Source organism: Ralstonia condita (genome assembly GCF_958405655.1).
Taxonomy (GTDB): Bacteria; Pseudomonadota; Gammaproteobacteria; order Burkholderiales; family Burkholderiaceae; genus Ralstonia; species Ralstonia condita.
The window spans coordinates 576213-596196 of record NZ_CATYWO010000001.1 but is presented as its reverse complement, the minus strand read 5'-3'; the positions used below and the strand labels follow the sequence as shown (position 1 = coordinate 596196).

The 19984-nt window shown below is 65.0% G+C and carries 15 protein-coding genes; 8 read left to right on the top strand and 7 right to left on the bottom strand.

The features are described 5' to 3' along the window. Nucleotides 1-14: 14 nt before the first annotated feature. Entirely contained in the window at nt 15-3530 is a 3516-nt protein-coding gene (gene dnaE / locus R2N03_RS02725; protein WP_316654899.1) for a DNA polymerase III subunit alpha, read from the bottom strand. A 149-nt stretch (nt 3531-3679) separates the two neighbouring features. Here dnaE and R2N03_RS02720 point away from each other — a divergent pair, with 149 nt between their 5' ends. Next, nucleotides 3680-4528, top strand: coding sequence for a sulfurtransferase (locus R2N03_RS02720; protein ID WP_316654897.1), 849 nt, complete (start codon nt 3680-3682; stop codon nt 4526-4528). Continuing rightward, complete coding sequence (locus R2N03_RS02715; protein ID WP_316654895.1) at nt 4525-4650, top strand: hypothetical protein; 126 nt, start codon at nt 4525-4527, stop codon at nt 4648-4650. Before R2N03_RS02720 ends, R2N03_RS02715 begins: the two co-directional genes overlap by 4 nt. Nucleotides 4651-4714: 64 nt before the next feature. Here the strand turns inward: R2N03_RS02715 and R2N03_RS02710 are convergent, their stop codons facing one another. Both R2N03_RS02710 and R2N03_RS02705 read right to left on the bottom strand, forming a co-directional pair. Then, a complete protein-coding gene (locus R2N03_RS02710; protein ID WP_316654894.1) occupies nt 4715-5287 on the bottom strand; it encodes a flavodoxin family protein in 573 nt (190 codons plus the stop codon). 79 nt (nt 5288-5366) lie between these two features. Continuing rightward, nucleotides 5367-6065 carry a pirin family protein gene (locus R2N03_RS02705; protein WP_316654892.1) on the bottom strand — a complete coding sequence of 233 codons (699 nt, stop codon included), beginning with the start codon at nt 6063-6065 and terminating at the stop codon, nt 5367-5369. A gap of 106 nt (nt 6066-6171) precedes the next feature. Between R2N03_RS02705 and R2N03_RS02700 the strand changes: the two genes are divergently transcribed. After that, nucleotides 6172-7074 (top strand): LysR family transcriptional regulator, encoded by a 903-nt coding sequence (locus R2N03_RS02700; RefSeq protein WP_316654889.1) that lies wholly within the window; start codon nt 6172-6174, stop codon nt 7072-7074. Nucleotides 7075-7136: 62 nt separating this feature from the next. After that, nucleotides 7137-8084 (top strand): tRNA glutamyl-Q(34) synthetase GluQRS, encoded by a 948-nt coding sequence (gene gluQRS / locus R2N03_RS02695; RefSeq protein ID WP_316654887.1) that lies wholly within the window; start codon nt 7137-7139, stop codon nt 8082-8084. A 25-nt stretch (nt 8085-8109) separates the two neighbouring features. Here gluQRS and R2N03_RS02690 read toward each other — a convergent pair whose 3' ends face one another. After that, on the bottom strand, nt 8110-9597 hold the full coding sequence (locus R2N03_RS02690) for a DEAD/DEAH box helicase (RefSeq protein WP_316654885.1): 1488 nt from the start codon (nt 9595-9597) through the stop codon (nt 8110-8112). A gap of 245 nt (nt 9598-9842) precedes the next feature. Between R2N03_RS02690 and R2N03_RS02685 the strand changes: the two genes are divergently transcribed. After that, complete coding sequence (locus R2N03_RS02685; protein WP_316654882.1) at nt 9843-10658, top strand: oxygen-binding di-iron domain-containing protein; 816 nt, start codon at nt 9843-9845, stop codon at nt 10656-10658. Here the strand turns inward: R2N03_RS02685 and R2N03_RS02680 are convergent. Further along, on the bottom strand, nt 10642-11343 hold the full coding sequence (locus R2N03_RS02680) for a TetR/AcrR family transcriptional regulator (RefSeq protein WP_316654881.1): 702 nt from the start codon (nt 11341-11343) through the stop codon (nt 10642-10644). The two genes, R2N03_RS02685 and R2N03_RS02680, sit on opposite strands and share 17 nt — an antisense overlap. A gap of 204 nt (nt 11344-11547) precedes the next feature. Here R2N03_RS02680 and R2N03_RS02675 point away from each other — a divergent pair, with 204 nt between their 5' ends. The 3 genes from R2N03_RS02675 to R2N03_RS02665 are packed head-to-tail and all read left to right on the top strand — an operon-like array spanning nt 11548 to nt 17874. Next, the gene (locus R2N03_RS02675; protein ID WP_316654879.1) at nt 11548-13251 is read left to right on the top strand and encodes an AMP-binding protein; all 1704 of its coding nucleotides are present in this window, start codon (nt 11548-11550) and stop codon (nt 13249-13251) included. 13 nt (nt 13252-13264) lie between these two features. After that, nucleotides 13265-16576, top strand: a complete 3312-nt coding sequence (locus tag R2N03_RS02670) for an acetyl-CoA carboxylase family protein (RefSeq protein WP_316654876.1) — start codon at nt 13265-13267, stop codon at nt 16574-16576. A gap of 20 nt (nt 16577-16596) precedes the next feature. Then, nucleotides 16597-17874: a branched-chain amino acid ABC transporter substrate-binding protein gene (locus R2N03_RS02665; protein WP_316654874.1), complete on the top strand. Its 1278-nt coding sequence runs from the start codon at nt 16597-16599 to the stop codon at nt 17872-17874. Between the two features lie 4 nt (nt 17875-17878). Here R2N03_RS02665 and R2N03_RS02660 read toward each other — a convergent pair whose 3' ends face one another. Together R2N03_RS02660 and R2N03_RS02655 are read right to left on the bottom strand one after the other, a co-directional pair. Next, complete coding sequence (locus R2N03_RS02660; protein ID WP_316654872.1) at nt 17879-18898, bottom strand: MBL fold metallo-hydrolase; 1020 nt, start codon at nt 18896-18898, stop codon at nt 17879-17881. 204 nt (nt 18899-19102) lie between these two features. After that, nucleotides 19103-19927 carry an OmpW/AlkL family protein gene (locus tag R2N03_RS02655; RefSeq protein ID WP_316654870.1) on the bottom strand — a complete coding sequence of 275 codons (825 nt, stop codon included), beginning with the start codon at nt 19925-19927 and terminating at the stop codon, nt 19103-19105. Nucleotides 19928-19984: the final 57 nt, after the last annotated feature.

Below are 19984 nucleotides of genomic sequence, written 5' to 3'. Positions count from 1 at the left end.
GTTGGGGGGGAAAATCAGTCGTAAAGGGTGGCGACGTTCTCGGCATCCAGCGCCAGCCGCAGCGCAGCGATGGCATCCTCGGTCGGCACGATGCGCCAGTCATCGCCCAGCACGGCCTCGCAGCGAGCCTGCTCGCAGACGTAGCTGATGCGCACGGATACTCCGTTGCCGTCCGCCGATACATGCGGCGTGAGGAGGTCGCGCAGCTTGGCGGGCGTCGAATCGCCGTTCATCGAGAGCCGGATGGCCCGGGCGAACTTGGCGCGCGCCTGCGTCATGTCCATCACGGATTCGGCTGTCATGCGTACGCCGCCGGTAAAGGTGTCGTGACGGGCGTTGCCCTGCACGATCAGGACTTCGTCTTCCTTGAACAACGCGCGGTTGGCTTCAAACACTTCGTTGAATACCGTCACTTCGACAGTCGCGCCACTGCCGTCGTCCAGCAGCACGATGACCATCTTGCCGCGCTGGGTCATCTGCGTGCGCACGCTGGCAATCACACCGGCGACGGTCTTGCCGCGGACATCGCGGCCGAAACCGCCACCGCCACTACCGCCGCTGACTTCCTTGGTGAGATCGGCCAACGTTGTACGGGCGAAGCGGCGCACCTCGTCGCGGCACGCATCAAACAGATGCCCCGAGAAGTAGAAGCCCAGCGCCTGCTTCTCTTCCTGCAGCGTGCGCTTGGTGCTCCAGCGCGGTTCATCAACGAGTTCTGGACGGTGGGCTTCCGCCTCTGCTCCGCCCATCAGGTCAAAGAGGGAGACCTGGTTGGCCGCTGCCGCCTTCTGCTCGGCGGCCTCCATGGCGAGGCCGATCGAGGCCAGCAACTGCGCGCGGTTGTCATTGAGGCTATCGAAGGCGCCCGCGCGGACCAGTGCCTCGATGGTGCGGCGATTGACCTGGCGCCGATCGACGCGCTCGCAGAAGTCGAACAGATCCTTGAACGGGCCGTCTTCGCGTGCGCGCAGGATGTCTTCAATAGCCCCCTGCCCGCTGCCCTTGATTCCGCCCAGGCCGTAACGGATCGTCTTCGCGTCCGTCGGGGCGAAGCGGTACTGACTCGCGTTGATGTCCGGCGGCAGCACCTTCAAACCGTTGCGCGGATCCACGCAGTCGTCGTGAAGGATCTTCACCTTGTCGGTGTCGTCCATGGCGAGCGACATGTTGGCTGCCATGAATTCGGCCGGGTGATGCGCCTTGAGCCACGCGGTGTAGTACGCCAGCAGCGCATACGCGGCCGCGTGCGACTTGTTGAAGCCGTAGCCCGCGAACTTCTCCATCAGGTCGAAGATTTCGTCGGCCTTTTCGGTGGAGAGCCCATCCTTGGCTGCGCCCGCGCGGAACAGCGCGCGGTGCTCGGCCATCTCTTCGGCTTTCTTCTTACCCATCGCACGGCGCAGCAAGTCGGCGCCGCCGAGCGAGTACCCGCCCACGATCTGCGCCATCTGCATCACCTGCTCCTGGTAGACCATGATGCCGTAGGTCTCCTTGAGCACCGGCTCGACGCGCGGGTCGGGGTACTCGACCTTCTCGCGACCGTGCTTACGCGCGCAGAAGCTGGGGATCAGGTCCATCGGGCCTGGGCGATACAACGCTACCAGGGCGATGATGTCCTCAAAGCGGTCAGGTTTGGCGTCCTTCAGCATGCCCTGCATGCCGCGGCTTTCCAGCTGGAACACAGCGACCGTGTTGGCCGACTTCAGGATGTCGAACGCCTTCTTGTCCGTCAGCGGAATGTGACTGCAGTTCCAATCTGCCTTGGACGGATCGAGCATGCGGATATAGCGCTCGGCCCAGTCGAGGATCGTGAGCGTGGTCAGGCCCAAGAAGTCGAACTTGACCAGGCCGACGGCTTCCACGTCGTCCTTGTCGTACTGGCTGACGACGCCGGCATCTTCGCCGCCTTGTGTGTAGAGCGGGCAGAAGTCGGTCAACTTGCCCGGCGCGATCAGCACACCGCCCGCGTGCATGCCGACGTTACGCGTCATGCCTTCCACGCGCTGTGCAAGTTCCAGCAGCTGCTTGACCTCTTCTTCGTTGGCTTCGCGCTCGGCCAGCAGCGGCTCTTCCTTCTTCGCTTCTTCGAGCGTGACGAGCTTGCCCGGCTTGAACGGGATCAGCTTGGCCACGCCGTCAACAAAGTTGTAGCCAAGATCGAGCACGCGGCCCACGTCGCGCACCGCGGCCTTGGCGGCCATGGTGCCGAAGGTGGCGATCTGCGAGACGGCATCCTTGCCGTACTTCTCTTTCACGTACTGAATGACGCGGTCGCGGCCGTGCTGGCAGAAGTCGATGTCGAAGTCGGGCATCGACACACGTTCCGGGTTCAGGAAACGCTCGAACAGCAGGTTGTATTTGAGCGGGTCCAGATCGGTAATGCCCAGCGCATATGCCACCAGCGAACCGGCGCCCGAACCCCGACCCGGCCCCACCGGCACGCCGTTGTTCTTCGCCCAGTTGATGAAGTCGGCAACGATCAGGAAGTAGCCGGGGAAGCCCATCTTGATGATGGTGCCGGTCTCGAATTCCAGGCGGGCGTAGTACTCTGCGCGCTTGGATTCACGTACCGCCTCGTCGGGGAACAGCACTTCCATGCGCTTTTCCAGCCCTTCCTTGGCAAGCTGGACGAGGTAGTCATCCAGCGACATGCCATCGGGCGTCGGGAACAGCGGCAGCTTGGGCTTGCCCAGTTCTAGCTTGAGGTTGCAGCGCTGCGCGATCTGCACCGCGTTGGCCAGCGCGGACGGAATGTCGGCAAACAGCGCGCACATCTCGTCCTGCGTCTTGAAATACTGTTCGGTCGTGAAACGACGGGCACGGCGCGGATTGGCGAGCAGTTCGCCCTCCGCAATGCAGGTGCGCGCTTCATGGGCCGTGAAATCGTCCGGCGTCATGAACTGCACCGGATGCGTGGCCACCACCGGCAACTGCATGGCCGAGGCCAGCTTCACGGCTTGCTGGATGTAGGCCTCGGTACCGGCGTGCCCCGCGCGCTGCAGTTCGATGTAGAAAGCGCCCGGAAACACGCGCGACCAGTTCGTCGCGAGCTTGCGCGCCAGCGCATCGTTTCCATTGGCCAGCGCCATGCCGATATCGCCCGCCATACCGCCGGAGAGCGCCAGCAGGCCGGTGGCCAGGGGGGCGTTTTCCACGCCAGGCTCATCGAACCATTCGGGGGCGATTTCCGCGCGGCCGCGATGTTGGTTGGAGAGCCAAGCCCGGGCCAGCAGCTGGCACAGGTTCAGGTAACCCTGCTTGTCACGCACCAGCAACAGCAGGCGTGTCGGTTTGTCGCGTTCATCGTGATTGGTGATCCACACGTCGGCGCCGACGATGGGCTTCACGCCCTTGCCGCGCGCCTCCTTGTAGAAACGCACCAGGCCGAAGGCATTGGCGAGATCGGTCAGCGCCAGCGCACCCATGCCGTCTTTGGCGGCAGCCTTGACGGCGTCGTCAAGACGGACGTTGCCATCGACGACGGAGTATTCGGAATGGAGACGGAGGTGGACGAAGCGCGGCGAAGTCATCCGCGTATTGTACCGGGTGACACCCCCGGCAAAGCATTCCACGCTGGCCCCATTGACCCACGACAACCCCGCCCGGCGTTCCGGGCCGTTATAATTTCGTCTTACGAATCAAAAGCTTATCCACGCGCACCAAACCGCGCGGCAGCACAATGCAGATCGTCAACATTTCCGCTTACAAATTCGTCACCCTCGATGACCGCGAGACCCTGCGCCCCGCTCTGCTGGCCGAGTGCCAGGCGCGCGGGTTGAAGGGCACCGTGCTGCTGGCGCCCGAGGGCATCAACATCTTCCTGGCCGGCTCGCGTGAGGCCATTGACGGCATCGTCAGCTGGCTGCGCGCCGACCCCCGTTTTGCTGACCTGGCACCGAAGGAAAGCCTGTCCGACCACCAGCCGTTCCGCCGCTTGCTGGTGCGCATGAAGAAAGAAATCATTACCATGCGCCACCCGCTGATCCGCCCGGAAGAGGGCCGCGCGCCGTCGGTCGCCCCGCCAGATCTCAAGCGCTGGCTCGATCAGGGCCACGATGACGAGGGCCGCCCCGTGGTGATGCTCGACACGCGCAACGACTACGAAGTTGCCGTCGGCACGTTCAAGAACGTCGTCGAATACAACCTCAAGAAGTTCACTGAATTCCCGCCCGCCATTGCCGCGCACAAGGACGACTTTGCCGGCAAGACGGTCGTGTCGTTCTGCACCGGCGGCATCCGTTGCGAAAAGGCGGCGATCCACATGCAGGAGATCGGGGTCGAGCGCGTCTATCAGCTTGAAGGCGGCATCCTCAAATATTTCGAGGAAGTGGGCGGCGCCCATTACGACGGCGATTGCTTCGTGTTCGACCACCGCACCGCACTGAATGCCGAACTGCTGCCGGCGGGCCCCAAGCAATGCTTCGCCTGCCGCGCCGTGGTCACGCCGGAAGAACAGCAATCTCCCGACTACATCCCAGGCCAGCGCTGCCCGCATTGCGCCGGCAGCCAAGCGCGCGCCGCCGCATGAAGCGCCTCGCCGCCCTGCTCCTCGTCACCACGATGTGCCTGACAGCATTGGCAGGCTGCGCGGCTAGCTGCGAGGGTGGCTCCAACCGCGGCGTGTTCTGCGGAGCGGGCACGCGCTTCTGAGCGCTTAACAGCGCACCAACAAAAAACGCCGGACGTGCCGGCGTTTTTCTTTGAGCGATCCGCTTTACTGACGGCCGCGCACGAACTGGTTGGTGATGGCAACAATGCGCTCGCCGAACAGCTTGGCGGTTTCCAGGTCGCCGGGCAGCGGGCCTTCTTCCGGGCTCGCGTCCGACGGCGATTGCGCCAGCGCGCCGCCAAAACCCGCCAGGTAGTTCACATCGTTGCGCGTGGCGGCCTTGCTGTTGGCCGGCATCATGCCCGTGCCGACCCAGATCATCCCGTGCTGCTGCGAGAGCGTCCACAGGTATTGGATCGATGCGTACTTGTCGCCGTTCATCGACGCGGAGTTGGTAAAACCCGCCGCGATCTTGTCACGCCAGGCGCCCGTGAACCACGCCTTGGACGACGCATCGGCGAATTTCTTGAAGTCGCCGGACACACCGCCCATGTAGGTCGGCGCGCCAAAGACGATCGTATCGACACCCGCCAGCAGCGCCCAGGTATCGTCGTTGACGTCGGCCACCGAGATCAGGTGGGCCTCTGCGCCAGCTGCCTGCACGCCCGCGAACACGGCCTCGGCCTGCTTCTTGGTGTGGCCATAACCGCTGTGATAAACGACTGCAACTCGTGCCATGGGAATCCTCTTATGGGTTGGGGTACGACAGGGGAACGAACGAGAACAAACGCGGCGCACCTAGCATGCGCCGCCAAGATTACGGCAAATCGAACACGAGCACTTCGCTGTCTTCACCGCCGGAAAGCGTCACCGCGTCTTCCCGCGTCAGCTTGGCTGCGTCACCGCCCGTGAGCGACCGGCCATTGACGACCAGCGTGCCGCGTACGACGTGCACATACGCCCGGCGGCCCGCCGCGATGGGCAACGACGCAGCTTCCGCGCCATCGAAGTACCCGGCATACAGCGCCATGTCCTGATGCACCTTCACCGATCCGTCACGACCATCGGCGCTAGCGATCAGGGCGAGCTTGCCGCGCTTCGCCGCCGCATCGAAATGGCGTTCTTCATAGCCCGGTGTGAGGTTCATTTGCGCGGGCAGCACCCAGATCTGCAGAAAATGCGTGGTCTGGTCCTGCGCGTGGTTGAACTCGGAGTGACGCACACCTGTCCCAGCTGTCATACGTTGCACGTCGCCCGGGCGCAGCACGCTGCCGTTGCCCATGCTGTCCTTGTGCGCCAGTTCGCCGTCGAGCACATAGCTGATGATCTCCATGTCGCGGTGGCCGTGGGTGCCGAAACCCATGCCCGCTGCCACACGGTCTTCATTGATGACGCGCAACGGCCCGAACTGCACGTGCTCCGGGTCCATGTAATCGGCAAACGAAAAGCTGTGAAACGACTTCAGCCAGCCATGGTCGGCGTAGCCTCGATCCTGGGAGTGGCGGATTTCAATCATTTTGATGAATCTCCTATCCAAATCACTGCGTTGATGTGTGAATGGTACGCAGATTGGCTATAGTTGAGAGGAACGGCTTTGATTCAATTCATCAAAAATTCTGAATATGGCGCTCTCACTGGAATCTCTGGAAGTGTTGGACGCGATCGAGCGCAAGGGCAGCTTTGCTGCTGCGGCGCATGAACTGGGCAAAGTGCCGTCGGCGCTCACATACGTGGTGCGCAAGCTCGAAGACGACCTCGACGTGCTGCTGTTCGATCGTCGCCGCCACCGCGCGGAGCTGACGCCCGCCGGCCGTGCGCTGCTAGACGAAGGGCGTCACCTGCTCCAGGCTGCAGACGACCTTGCGCGGCGCGTCAAACGCCTCGCCACCGGCTGGGAATCCACGCTGACCATCGTTGTCGACGACCTCGTGCACTTTCGGGCGCTCATGCCCGTCATCCAGGATTTCTACGCCGAGAATACGGCCACGCGCCTGCGCTTCAGCCGCGAGGTACTGGCCGGTACGTGGGATGCGCTGCTCTCGGGGCGCGCCGATCTGCTGATCGGACCCGCGCAGGTGATGCAGGTGCAAGGCATCCAGACCCGCACGATCGGCAGCATTCCCTTCGTGTTCACAGTGGCGGCGCACCATCCGCTCGCGCAGGCGGACGAACCGCTGCCGGCCGCCGCCATCACGCGCCATCGCATCGTTGCCGTAGGTGACACTTCGCGCAGTCTGCCGGCGCGCACCATCGGCATCCTTGCCGGCCAGGACACGCTGGTTGTGCCCTCCATGGCCGACAAGGTGCAGGCGCAGATTCGGGGCCTGGGTTGCGGCTGGCTGCCCGTGCCGCTGGCACAGCCGTATCTCGATTCCGGCGTGCTGGTCGCAAAGGAAACCACCGAGGACAACCGCGCCGGCACATTCCAGGTCGCATGGCGCAACAACATGCGCGGCAAGGCACTGCAATGGTGGGTTGATAAGCTGGAAGACCCCCGTTTGGCGCAGGCCTTGCTGATGCAGTAGGCGGCCCGGCGTGAAAAATCGCGCAAAATAGCAGCATCGGCATTCGCGCCTGGAGCTTTGCGTTGTCCCAAGCCAATCTCGACTTTCCGGAAACCGCCGCCGCGCATGCGCAAGGCGTCTATCGCGGCCGCTTTGCGCCCTCGCCCACCGGGCCGCTGCATATCGGGTCGCTGGTCACCGCGCTCGCCAGTTGGCTCGATGCACGCGTGCATGGCGGCATCTGGCTCGTGCGTATTGAAGACATCGACTTCCAGCGCAACGTACCCGGGGCCGACCGCGACATCCTCGCCACCCTGGAGGCGCTCGGCCTGATCCCAGATGAGGCACCGCAGTGGCAAAGCACACACCTGGCCCGCTTCGAGCAGGCGCTTGAACGCCTGCTGGCCATCGGCAAACTGTATCCATGCGGTTGCACGCGCCGCGAGATCGCAGATTCCGTCACCACCGTCGACACCAATGGCCGCCTGCGCCATCAGACCCTGATCTATCCGGGCACGTGCCGCACCGGATTACATGGCAGGCAGCCGCGCGCCTGGCGGGTGCGCGTGCCGGACCCCGATGCCGCAACCGTCTGCTTTCACGATCGGTGGCAGGGTATGCAATGCCAGAACCTGGCAGAAGCTGTCGGTGACTTCGTGCTCAAGCGGGCCGACGGCATGTGGGCATACCAGATTGCCGTGGTGGTGGACGATGCAGCACAAGGCATCACGGACGTCGTGCGTGGCGCTGACCTGCTGGACTCGACGCCGCGCCAGATTTATCTGCAGCAATTGCTGGGGCTGCCCGCGCTGCGCTATCTGCACGTGCCGGTGGTCGTGAATGCCGAGGGCGAGAAGCTGAGCAAGCAGACCGGCGCACGCGCCATCAGCCGCAGCCAGCCGCTTGCCGCGCTCACTGAAGCGGCGCGGCACCTCGGGCTGGCCATTCGTGCCGACAGTGTGGAGGAGTTTTACCGGGACGCCGTCCCGGCATGGGCCAATCGCCTGGCGCAATTGACCCCGGCGGCATGATCGCCGCCGCTTTCAAGACAACCGCTTAACGCTTGCGCGGCACACCGCCGAGCAGCGCGGCAATCGGGCGCTTGGCTGTGCGTGGGTGGCCGGCGGGCTGCGTCGGCTTGGCGGCCTCTGCCGACTCCGCCGGCACAGACGACTCGTATGGACGATTGAAGAACGGGTCGTCCGATGGGCGGAACGCCGGGCGCACGATCGTGTGATCGAGGACGCGGGCGCCGTTGCGCTCATCGCGCTCACGGGCGCGACGGACTTCACTGCGGGCGCGCTTCTCGTCGCGCTCGCGGCGTTCACGGTCACGCGCCTGCTCGCCGGTCGGATCGAATCCTTCGATCTGCTCGCGCGGCAAGTTGCGCTTGATGAGCTTTTCGATATCGGCCAACAGCCTCTCATCGCCCGGCGCGAACAGCGACAGCGCGTCGCCCGAGGCGCCGGCGCGGCCTGTACGGCCGATGCGGTGCACATAGTCTTCCGCATTGAACGGCAGATCGAAGTTGATCACGCACGGCATCTGCGAGATGTCGAGGCCGCGCGCCGCCACGTCGGTGGCGACCAGCACGTCGACGGTACCTTGCTTGAATGCTTCGAGCGTCTGCATGCGCTCGGTCTGCGTCTTGTCACCGTGGATGGCACTGGCGTTGATGCCTTCTCGTTCCAGCGCACGCGCCAGCCGCGAGCAACCGATCTTGCTGTTCGAGAACACGATGCACTGGCGCGGCAGGCCTTGCTCTGCGCGCTGGCGGAGCAGGTGTACGAGTGCGACCTGCTTGTGGTTGTCGGGGACGGTATAGATGACCTGGCGGACGTTCTCTGCCGTGGCGTTGCTGCGCGCGACTTCGATCGTCTGCGGATGGCGCAGGTAGCTGGAGGCCAGTTTCTTGATCTCGGGCGAGAACGTGGCCGAGAACAGCAACGTCTGACGATGCGCCGGCAGCAGGTTGATGATGCGCTGCAGGTCGGGCAGGAAGCCCATGTCGAGCATCCGATCCGCTTCGTCCAGCACCAGCATGCGCACCTGCGAGAGGTTCACGCTGCGCTGCTGCACGTGATCCAGCAGACGGCCCGGCGTGGCGACGAGGATTTCCACGCCACGGCGCAGTTGCTCGGTCTGCGGGTTCATGTCGACACCACCGAACACGACAGTGCTACGCAGCGCCGTGTACTTCGCGTACTTGGCGACGTTGTCGTACACCTGGTCGGCCAGTTCGCGCGTGGGCGTGAGGATCAGCGCCCGCACCGGATGGCGTGCCGGAGACGCGCTGGTGTTGGCATCGGGCAGCAGGTTCTGGATGATCGGCAGCGAGAAGCCGGCGGTCTTGCCGGTGCCGGTCTGCGCGGCACCCATGACGTCGCGGCCGGCCGTGACCACGGGAATGGCCGCAGCCTGGATGGGCGTGGGCTTGGTGTAGCCGCTCTCGGTCAGCGCACGGAGGATATCGGGATGCAGGCCGAAGCTGTCGAATGTCACCGATTCGTTGACCGGCGCTTCTGACGTTGTCGCAGTGTTCATAGGGGGATGCAGCATGCCGAGGGGCATGGCGGGCGCAATCGGCGCAGGCGGAAAACCGAAGAAAGAACCGCGAGCGGCTCGCGCAATGCGTTAAAAATCAAAAGTTTATCACGTGCAGCACCGTCCGGACGGTGGATACGCACGTCGACGCCCCCGCGTACGCCACGCCTGCCTTGACACGGATCAAGCGCGCAAGCCCGCCGCTGCGCCACCATCGCATCATCCAAACCCGCGCCCCAGCTGCCATGGTCACCACACTGTATGAATCCGCCGAGCACGTCTGCCTGATGTTTTCCGACCTGGTCGACGACCAGGACGACCTGCCGGTGCAGACCAACCAGTTCCTCGTCGTCGACCACGGTCACGGCGCGCTGATCGACCCGGGCGGCCAGATGACGTACAACGCTTTGTTCATCGCGATGAATCGGTACTTCTCGCCCAAGCAGTTGGACTACGTGCTGGCGTCGCATGCGGACCCGGACATCGTGGCTTCCGCAGGCCGGTGGCTCACCAGTTCGAGTTGCGACATCCTGATCTCGCGCGTGTGGGAACGCTTCCTGCCGCACTTCTGCAATGTGGGCAAGACCGAAGGGCGCATCGTGCCGATTCCGGATACGGGCATGGCGATTCCGCTGGGTCAATCGCATCTGCTGGCCGTGCCCGCGCACTTCCTGCATTCCGAGGGCAACTTCCAATTCTACGATCCTGCGTCGCGCATTCTGTTCTCCGGCGACCTGGGCGCTTCGATGGTGCATGCCAACGTGGCCGCCAAGCCCGTGGAAGATTTCGACGCGCACCTGCCGCTGATGGCGCCCTTCCACCGCCGCTACATGAGCGGCAACCGCGTCTGCCGGCTGTGGGCGCAGATGGTGCGCGGGCTCGACATCGAGTGGATCGTGCCGCAGCACGGCCAGGCGTTCCACGGAAAGGCCATGGTCAACCGCTTCATTGACTGGGTGGAAACGCTCGAGTGCGGCATCGACCTGATGACGCCGGAAATCTACCGCCTGCCCGGGCTGCCAGCGGCACCGGCCGGCACAGCACTCAAGACGCGCGCGTAGGCGCCAGCGCGGCGGCAGCCGGCAGGATGATCTTCATCATGGCGCTCGACAGCTCGTGCGCCAGCACTTCCGCATCGATGCGGGAGGGATCGTGCCATGTGTACATGAAGCCCATCACCCCGCCCATCGAATGCGCGGCGACGCGCGCATCGCCAAACTCAAACACGCCCGTGCGCTTGCCCTCATCGAGCAGGGCGTAAAGGTCGCGGTAATACGCGCGCGACATGCCGTGCAGCCATTCCACCGTCTCGGGTCGCAGGTATTGCCGGTCGCGGTAAGTCAGCGCAGCGGCGTAGTGACACCGGATACAGCGGCGAGCCATTTCCAGCAGGCAGGCCTGTAGCCGTTCACGCACGGGCAGCGCCGGATCGGCCGTCTCGCGAATCGCAGACAGACAGACTTGCGCGGCCTCGCGGCACAGGATGTCGAAGATCTCGTACTTGTCGGTGAAGTAGTAGTACACCGCCGGCTTGGTCACACCGAGCGCGGCGCACAGGTCGCTCATCGTCATGCCAGCGTAGCCCTTGGTAAAGAAAAGCTGGGCCGCGGTATCGAGAATCTGGCGGCGGCGTGCCTCCTGCCGTTCCGCAATGTGCGGACGCGTGACTGGCACGGACGCTTGGGGCGCTTCGCTTTCGGCAGACGGATGCACGTCGGGGACGGCAGTTTTGCGGACGGTGGACATGACTTATATTTTCGCACGCCACCTGCGAACGCGCCGTGGCGCCGACGCATCTCGCTACGCAGCGTTTTGAGGAGGCCATGCTTGACGCATCAAACAAGGCTTTCTATATTCATACCCGTTGGTATAAAAATTTACCTTTTAGTATAAACAGCGCGGCGCAATGATGCGCACGCGCTGCACACCCAACGGAGACAAGCTTTGGCGATGGACGAGTCCGAGTACCTCGGGCGGGTCCGCGCGCTATGGGCGCGCGCATGGCCGGCCGGCACACCCCGCGAACCGCACTACCCCATCGGTCGTGCTCCGCTCACCGACTATCTGCGCCACTGGGCACGCGCGACGCCCGACAAGCCCGCCATCCATTTCTACGGCCACGACACGACGTTCGCCCAGCTTGATGACCTGAGCGACCGCATCGCCGCGCTGCTCGCGCAGCAGGGGATCGGCGCGGGCGACCGCGTTGCGGTGTTCCTGTCGAACTGCCCGCAGTTCAACGCGGTGTTCTTCGGCATTCTCAAGCTCGGTGCGGTGTATGTGCCAATCAGCCCGCTGTCGCAACGCGCCGAGCTGATGCACGCCCTCACCGATGCCACGCCGCGCGCGATCGTCGCGCTGGATCGGCTGATGCCGCTCGTGCGCGACGTCAAGGCGGAGACGTCGCTCGAACACGTGTTCGTCACCCGCTACGCCGACGTCCTGCCGGCGCAGCCGACGATGCCCCTGCCCGCCATGCTGACCGAGCCGCCGCTGGCCTGCGATGACGCGATTGATCTGCTGCCCGCGCTTGCCGCCGTTGAGCCGATTGCCCTGCCGCCCGCGTCGCTCGATGCCGTTGCCGCCCTCAACTACACCGGCGGTACGACGGGCCTGCCAAAAGGCTGCATCCATACGCAAGGCGACATGGTCGACATGGCGGCGGCTTTCTCCGCCGTGTCGCTGCGCGCCGATGCAGACACCGTCATGCTCAGCTTCTATCCGCAGTTCTGGATTGCCGGGGAAAACACCGGGCTGATCTTTCCGGCGTTTCTGGGCGTACCGCTGGTGCTGCTCGCGCGGTGGGACGCCGAGGCCTTCATGACGGGGGTGCAGCGCTACCGCGTCACCAATGGTTCGATGCTCGTCGACAGCGCTGCCGAGGTGATGGCGCATCCGCGCGTGCAAGCATACGACCTGCGCTCGTTACGGCACACCGGGGTGTCGTCGTTCGTGAAGAAGCTGAATCCGGAATACCGCCGCGCGTGGCGCGAACTCACCGGCTCCATGATGGCCGAGAGCGCCTGGGGCATGACGGAGACGCAGACCTGCAACAGCTTCACCGTCGGCATGCAGGCAGATGACTTCGACCTGCGCTCGCAGCCGATCTTCGTCGGCTTGCCGGTGCCGGGTACCGACTTCAAGATCTGCGATTTCGATACGCACGCCCTGCTGCCCATCGGCGCGGAGGGCGAACTCTGCGTGCGCACGCCCACCCTGCTCAAGGGCTACTGGAACAAGCCCGAAGCGACCGCGCAAACGCTGCGCGACGGCTGGTTTCACACCGGCGACATCGGCTGCATCGACGAACACGGCTACATCCACTACCTCGGGCGCCGCAAGGAAATGCTCAAGGTCAACGGCATGAGCGTGTTCCCCGCAGAAATCGAAGCCATGCTCGGCAAGCACCCGGCCGTGCTCGGCTCGGCAGTCGTCGGCCGCACGGACGAACAGCGCGGTCAGCTTCCCGTCGCGTTCGTGATGCTGCGCCCCGAGGCCGCCGGCAAGCTGGATGACGCCACCCTGACCGACTGGTGCCGGGACAACATGGCGGTCTACAAGGTGCCTATCGTACGCATCGTCGATGCACTGCCACTCACCGCCACGGGCAAGGTCCGCAAGCAGGATCTCGCGCCGCTGGCAGAACAGCTCTAACCCTGGTTTCTCCATGACGTTTCGCAAACTGCTGATCGCCAATCGCGGCGAGATTGCCATCCGTATCGCCCGTGCGGCCGCCACGGCCGGTCTGCCTTCCGTGGCCGTGTACTCCGAGGACGACCGCGACGCGCTCCACCCACGGCGCGCCGATGAGGCCGTTCCCCTGCCGGGCACCGGCCCGCGCGCCTACCTCGACGGCGCGGCCATCCTCGCTGCGGCCAGCGCGGCAGGCGCCGACGCCATCCATCCCGGTTATGGCTTTCTCAGCGAGAACGCCGACTTCGCTCGCCAGTGCGCACTCGCCGGCGTGCAGTTCGTCGGGCCGGCACCACGCGTGCTGGCGTGCTTCGGCGACAAGGCACGCGCCCGTTCGCTCGCACTGGAAGCCGGCATTCCGGTCGTCAGCGGAACGCGAGGGGCGACATCGCTGGAGGACGCGCAAGCCTTCTTTGCCGCGCTGCCGCCTTCGCACGGCATGATGATCAAGGCGGTGGCCGGTGGCGGCGGCCGCGGCATGCGCGCCGTGCGTGACGCGCGGGCCATTGCCGAAGCCTATGCGCGCTGCGTGTCCGAGGCCACCGCCGCATTTGGCAGTGGCGACGTCTACGTGGAGGCCCTGGTCGCCGCACCGCGCCACATCGAGATCCAGATCGTTGCCGACGCGCACGGCAACGTCACACACCTCAACGAGCGTGAATGCAGCCTCCAACGCCGTCACCAGAAGCTGATCGAGATCGCACCCAGCCCGGCGCTGGACGACGCACTGCGCGCACGCATCGCCGACGCGGCCGTGACGCTTGCCAAAGCGGCCGGCTATTGCGGCATCGGCACGTTTGAATTTCTGGTGGAAAACGCCGGCACGCCGCGCGCTGCGTTCTATTTCATGGAGGCCAACCCGCGTGTGCAGGTCGAGCACACGGTCACCGAAATGGTGACGGGTGTCGATCTGGTCCTGACCCAGCTGGCGCTGGCGCAAGGCGCTTCGCTGGCCGATCTGGGCCTCGCCCGACCGATCACGCCGCGCGGCCATGCCGTTCAGGTGCGCATCAACGCAGAAACGATCGACGCATCCGGCCAGCCGCATCCGTCTACCGGCATGCTGACGGCGTTCGAGCCGCCGAATGGACCCGGCGTGCGCGTCGACACGGGTGGCTATGCCGGTTACCGGCCCAACCCGCGCTTTGATTCGCTGCTGGCCAAACTGATCGTCCATGCGCCGCGGGGCACGTATGCGCAGGCGCTCTCACAAGCGTACCGCGCGCTGTGCGAGTTCCGTATCGAAGGTGTGGCGACCAACAAGCTGCTGCTCCAAGACCTGCTGCGCGATGCCGACGTGCAGGCCAATGCCGTGCACACCCAGTTCCTTGACACCCGCCTCAACGACCTCATCGGCGGCACCGGCGCGACGCATCCGACGCTTCACGTTCCATCCGGCGCCGCTGCCAGCGTGGCGCCCGCCGAATCGTTCGGCGATGCGCTGCCCGATGACGCAGAACTCCTCACGGCGCCGATGGACGGCGCCTTGATCCAGCTGTCAGCCGAAGCCGGCGAGCACGTTGCACGCGGCGACGTGCTCGCCGTGATCGAAGCGATGAAGATGGAGCACGTCGTGACCGCGCCCGCCGCGGGGCGCGTGCTGCAGATCTGTGCGCAGCCCGGCGCAACCGTACGCGAGGGCCAGCCGCTTGTCGCGCTGATGCCCGACGCCATGCAACACGACGCCGATGCGTCCAGCGCGGATATCGATCTCGACCATGTGCGGCCCGACCTGCAGGCGGTGATCGATCGCCACGCGTTCGGCCTCGACGAGCACCGTCCCGATGCCGTCGCACGCCGCCGCAAGACAGGCCAGCGCACGGCGCGCGAGAACATCGACGCCCTGTGCGACGCGGGTTCGTTCATTGAATACGGCGCGCTGGCCATTGCCGCCCAACGCCAGCGCCGGACCGTGGAAGACCTGATCCGCGCAACGCCTGCGGATGGCATCGTCACGGGCATCGGCACCGTCAATGGCGAGCACTTTCCTGACCAGGACGCGCGCTGCATGGTGCTTGCTTACGACTACACCGTGCTGGCCGGTACGCAAGGCACCTTCAGCCACAAGAAGACGGACCGCATGCTGACGCTTGCGCAGCAATGGCAACTGCCGGTGGTGCTGTTTGCGGAAGGCGGCGGCGGGCGCCCGGGCGATACCGACAAGCCAGGCGTGGCGGGCCTGGACTGCACGACGTTCATCCAGTTTGCGCGGCTTTCCGGGCTGGTACCGCTGGTGGGCATCGTGTCCGGCCGTTGCTTTGCAGGCAACGCCGCACTGCTCGGCTGCGCGGACGTGATCATTGCCACGCGCAATGCCACCATCGGCATGGGCGGCCCTGCCATGATCGAAGGCGGCGGACTGGGCGTCTACGCGCCCGAAGAGGTGGGGCCCGTCGGCATGCAGGCCCCCAATGGGGTGATCGATGTGCTGGTCGATGACGAAACCGCCGCCGTTGACGTCGCCAAGCGCTATCTGAGCTATTTCCAGGGCCCAATGAAGACCTGGGAGACACACGACGCACGTCACCTGCGGCACGTGATTCCGGAGAACCGCATGCGCAGCTATGACATGCGCACCGTGATCGATGCGTTGGCCGACGTGGGGTCGGTGCTGGAGCTGCGGGCGGCATTTGGCGTGGGCATCATCACCGCGCTGATCCGGATCGAAGGCCGTGCCTTTGGCTGCATTGCCAACAACCCGCGCCACCTGGGCGGTGCGATCGACGCACCCGCCGCCGACAAAGCGGCCCGCTTCATGCAGCTCTGCAATGCGTTCGACCTGCCGATCGTTTCGCTGTGCGACACGCCGGGCTTCATGGTCGGCCCCGAGGCGGAAAAGACCGCCACCGTGCGGCACGTCAGCCGCATGTTCGTGACCGCTGGCAACCTGCGGGTACCGTTCTTCACGGTTGTGCTGCGCAAAGGCTACGGCCTGGGTGCGCAGGCCATGGCTGCGGGCAGCTTTCACGCACCGTTCTTCACGGCGGCATGGCCCAGCGGCGAGTTCGGAGCGATGGGCGTGGAAGGCGCCATCCGGCTTGGCTTCCGCAAGGAGCTCGAGGCCGTGGAAGACCCCGCCGCGCGCGATGCGCTATTCCGCAAGATGGTCGATGAAGCCTACGAGCGCGGGCGCGCGCTGAACATGGCCAGCTATCTGGAGATCGACGCCGTCATCGACCCCGCCGACACGCGCCGCTGGCTGTTGCGCGGACTGCAATCGGCACCCCCGGCACCGCCGCGCCACACGCGTGACCCGGCTGGGCGCCGCTTCATCGACACGTGGTAACCACAGCACAAGGAGGAGACATGCCCGCATCGATCCGCTCTGCCCGTCCGTTGTCCGCGCTTGTCATTGCGGCCGCCGTGCTCGCCGCGCCGCTGGCCCAGGCCTCGGACCCGGCACCGATCAAGGTGGCGTTCATCGATCAGTTGAGCGGGCCGCTGTCGAATGTGGGCGAACAGTTCCTGGCGAACCTCAAACTCGCGGTGGAGGATGCGAATGCGCAGCCGCAGGGTGTGCTGAACGGGGCGCGCTACGAGCTCTCGACCTACGACAACAAACTGTCCGCGCAAGACAGCCTGTCGGCGCTGCAGAGTGCCATCGATGCCGGCGCCAAGGTGGTCTTTACCGGAGGGTCGGGCTCCTCGGTCGTGGCCGCCATGGTAGACGCCGCGACCAAGCACAACGAGCGCAATCCCGAGCAGCGCGTGTTGATCATCAACTATGCCTCGATCGATCCGGACCTGACCGGCGCGCACTGCAGCTTCTGGCACTTCGCCACCGAGGCCAACACGGCCATGAAGATGCGCGCGCTGGCCAACTTCGTGAAGACGCAGTCCGACATCCATCAGGTGTATTCGCTGAACCAGGATTACGCACACGGCCGGCTGTGGGCGTCACTGGGCAAACAGATGATTTCAGCAGCGCGGCCGGATGTGCGGTTCACGGGCGAAACCCTGCACCCGATCGGCAAGGTGAAGGATTTCGCGCCCTACGTATCCAAGGCCAAGGCGACCGGCGCGGACACGATCCTCACAGGCAACTGGGGGCAGGATCTGAACCTGCTCATCAAGGCAGCCGGTGACATGGGCTACGACGTGCGTTACCTCAACCACAGCGGCGCTGGCGCGCCCGGCACCGTGCTGGCAGTGTCGCAGGCCAAGCTCGGCAAGGTGACGTGGGTGTCGGAATGGACACCCGGCAATGGCAACGCGCAACTGATGCAGATGGATGCGCGCGTGCGCCAGACGCCGGCCGGCGAGCATTTCGCGCCTCGCACCATTCTGTCGGTCGAACTCCTGACGGATGCCATCCGCAAGGCCAATTCCACCGACCCGCTCAAGATAGCCCTGGCGCTGGAGGGCATGCAGAAGCAAAGCTTCCTCGGCGAGGTCACGATGCGTAAGACCGACCACCAATTGCTGCTACCCCAGGTCGTCTCGACCATCGCACCGGTGGACGGCAAGGCAGTCAAGGTCGGCTACGACGGCACGCAGTGGGGCCACAAGACCGAAAGCACGACCTCGGCCAAAGACCTGGACCTGCCGACCCTATGCAGAATGAAGCGGCCGGCAGGGGCATGACGCTTCAGTCCGTCCGGTCCGTGCGCAGCGGGCCATACTCGATCGGCACCCAGGCGAAAGCCTTGCCGTCCTGCCGCACATGGCCGAGACCCGGGAACGGCAGGTGGGCGCCCGCTACCCAGAGCTTGTCGTGCGCCGCCTCCGCAAACAGCTTGCGGCGCGTGGCAACTGCCTGTTTCTGATCGACGTCGTATTCGAAGGCGACTTCCGGATGCTGGAACTGAACCGCATGGCTGTGCACGATGTCGCCCCACACAAGCAGGCTGTGGCCCTTGGAGGCCACGAGGTAGCCGCTGTGCCCCGGCGTATGGCCATTGGCCACCACGGAACGCACGCCTGGCACGACTTCATCGCCGGGCTTGAATCGCTGCAGCTTGCCCGCGGCAGCGTACGGTGCCACGGCGTCGCGTGCCATCTTGAAGAACGGCTGCATGTCCTTCGGCTTGGCTGCGGCAACGGTCTCGCTCAGCCAGAAGTCGGCTTCCGGCGCCGCCACATAGACTTGCGCATTCGGAAACGCCGGCTGGCCCTGCGGCGTCAGCAGTCCGCAGGCGTGGTCGGGGTGCAGGTGGGTCAGCAACACGACGTCGATCTGCTCGGGCTGATAGCCCGAGGCGCGCACGTTGCCCTGCAAGCCGCCCATGGTCGGCCCGAAGCACGTGCCCGAGCCCGTATCGACCAGGATGCGCTGGCTGCCCGTGTCGATCAGGTAACCGTTCACGGCCGTCTGCATGCCTGGCGTGGACGACACAAACATGCGGGCGAGCAGGCGCTGCACCGATTGCGCACTCATGCCAACGAGCGTCTTGGCCGGCAGGTCGACATAGCCGTCGTACAGCGCAGTGACCACGTCATCGCCCAAGGCCATGCGGTAATAACCGGGCACCTGCGTGCGCGGCTGCGTGGCTGCCGGTGCAGGCGTGGCGGCGAAGTCCGCGGCTTGGGCGTGACCATGCACCATGGATGCGGCCAACGCGATGGAACAGGCGATCCGTTGAATGGCAGGGGTGTAGCGCAAACGCATGACTTGGCTCCTGAACAGAGTGACCGCTGCCCCGTTGCAGCGGCGGGAGTCGGGATCATGCCACGTCCAATTCACATCCGTTGACGCCAATGGCGACAGGGCTATTGCCCAACGACGAGATGGCGCCCGAACGTCACACGGCGCGCGCCGGTTCCCGCCGTCGTGCCGCGCCCATTCAGCCAGGCATGGACAACCGATGCCCCGCTAAAACCTGTACGACACCCCGACGAAGGTGATGATCGGATCGGCTTTCAGCGTGGTCTTGCTCGTGGCAAGCGTCGTCCCATCTGCCGCCTTGATGACGGTCGCGGCCTCGGTCTTGAGCGGGAGGTACGACACCGTCGCCGTCAATGACCACCGCGCGTTGATCGCGTAGCTCGCGCCCAGGTTGAAGATCGGTGCGAACGACGACGACGATTTTCCCTCCACATACGTTGGCCCTGGCTTGCCCGCCCCTGCCGCCAGCACGCTGCCCAGTTCGCGGTTCACTGCAGCTGCAAAATTGCGGTTCAGCTCGATGTTGGTAAAGAAGCTATAGACCACCCCCGCGCCCACGAACGGCCGGAACGTCGATTGAGCGTGCCCAAAGTAGTACTGCAGGATGATCCCGGGGCTCCACTGGCGTGCCTTCCGAACGGCGGGTTGATTGGACGGGTCGTCGAGATCGACGTGCCCGAACGCGCCGGCCGGCCCGGGCGCGCGGATCACGCCATGGCCAGTGAGCTTGAACTCGGGCGGCACGCCGGCGATGGTGGTCAACGCGACGTTGTCGGTAAAGAAATGAGTGAGCGTCAATCCGAGCGTATCGGCATTGTTCACCGTCAGGCCGCTATTGGGCGACGTGAAGCTGCCCGGCAAGCGCAGCGGATCATTGATCGGCGCGTTGATCACGCTGGTGGTCAGGTTGTTGCTCGAGTCCTGCGGCATGATGTGGAACCAGCCCACCGTCGCCACGTTGTCCCCTGCCTGCTGCGCCATGGCGCTCGCGGATGCGCAGGCCGCCACCAATGCGACAGTCAGATTCTTCATGATGCGTCCTCCTGTTGTTCTGAGCGGAGCGCGACCGTCTGTGCCGCGCTCCGTGGC

Bases quoted from the DNA above. Each gene is read 5' to 3' on its own strand.
- dnaE (WP_316654899.1), bottom strand. From the start codon at position 3,530: ATGACTTCGCCGCGCTTCGTCCACCTCCGTCTCCATTCCGAATACTCC.
- R2N03_RS02720 (WP_316654897.1), top strand. From the start codon at position 3,680: ATGCAGATCGTCAACATTTCCGCTTACAAATTCGTCACCCTCGATGAC.
- R2N03_RS02715 (WP_316654895.1), top strand. From the start codon at position 4,525: ATGAAGCGCCTCGCCGCCCTGCTCCTCGTCACCACGATGTGCCTGACA.
- R2N03_RS02710 (WP_316654894.1), bottom strand. From the start codon at position 5,287: ATGGCACGAGTTGCAGTCGTTTATCACAGCGGTTATGGCCACACCAAG.
- R2N03_RS02705 (WP_316654892.1), bottom strand. From the start codon at position 6,065: ATGATTGAAATCCGCCACTCCCAGGATCGAGGCTACGCCGACCATGGC.
- R2N03_RS02700 (WP_316654889.1), top strand. From the start codon at position 6,172: ATGGCGCTCTCACTGGAATCTCTGGAAGTGTTGGACGCGATCGAGCGC.
- R2N03_RS02690 (WP_316654885.1), bottom strand. From the start codon at position 9,597: ATGAACACTGCGACAACGTCAGAAGCGCCGGTCAACGAATCGGTGACA.
- R2N03_RS02685 (WP_316654882.1), top strand. From the start codon at position 9,843: ATGGTCACCACACTGTATGAATCCGCCGAGCACGTCTGCCTGATGTTT.
- R2N03_RS02680 (WP_316654881.1), bottom strand. From the start codon at position 11,343: ATGTCCACCGTCCGCAAAACTGCCGTCCCCGACGTGCATCCGTCTGCC.
- R2N03_RS02675 (WP_316654879.1), top strand. From the start codon at position 11,548: ATGGACGAGTCCGAGTACCTCGGGCGGGTCCGCGCGCTATGGGCGCGC.
- R2N03_RS02670 (WP_316654876.1), top strand. From the start codon at position 13,265: ATGACGTTTCGCAAACTGCTGATCGCCAATCGCGGCGAGATTGCCATC.
- R2N03_RS02665 (WP_316654874.1), top strand. From the start codon at position 16,597: ATGCCCGCATCGATCCGCTCTGCCCGTCCGTTGTCCGCGCTTGTCATT.
- R2N03_RS02660 (WP_316654872.1), bottom strand. From the start codon at position 18,898: ATGCGTTTGCGCTACACCCCTGCCATTCAACGGATCGCCTGTTCCATC.
- R2N03_RS02655 (WP_316654870.1), bottom strand. From the start codon at position 19,927: ATGAAGAATCTGACTGTCGCATTGGTGGCGGCCTGCGCATCCGCGAGC.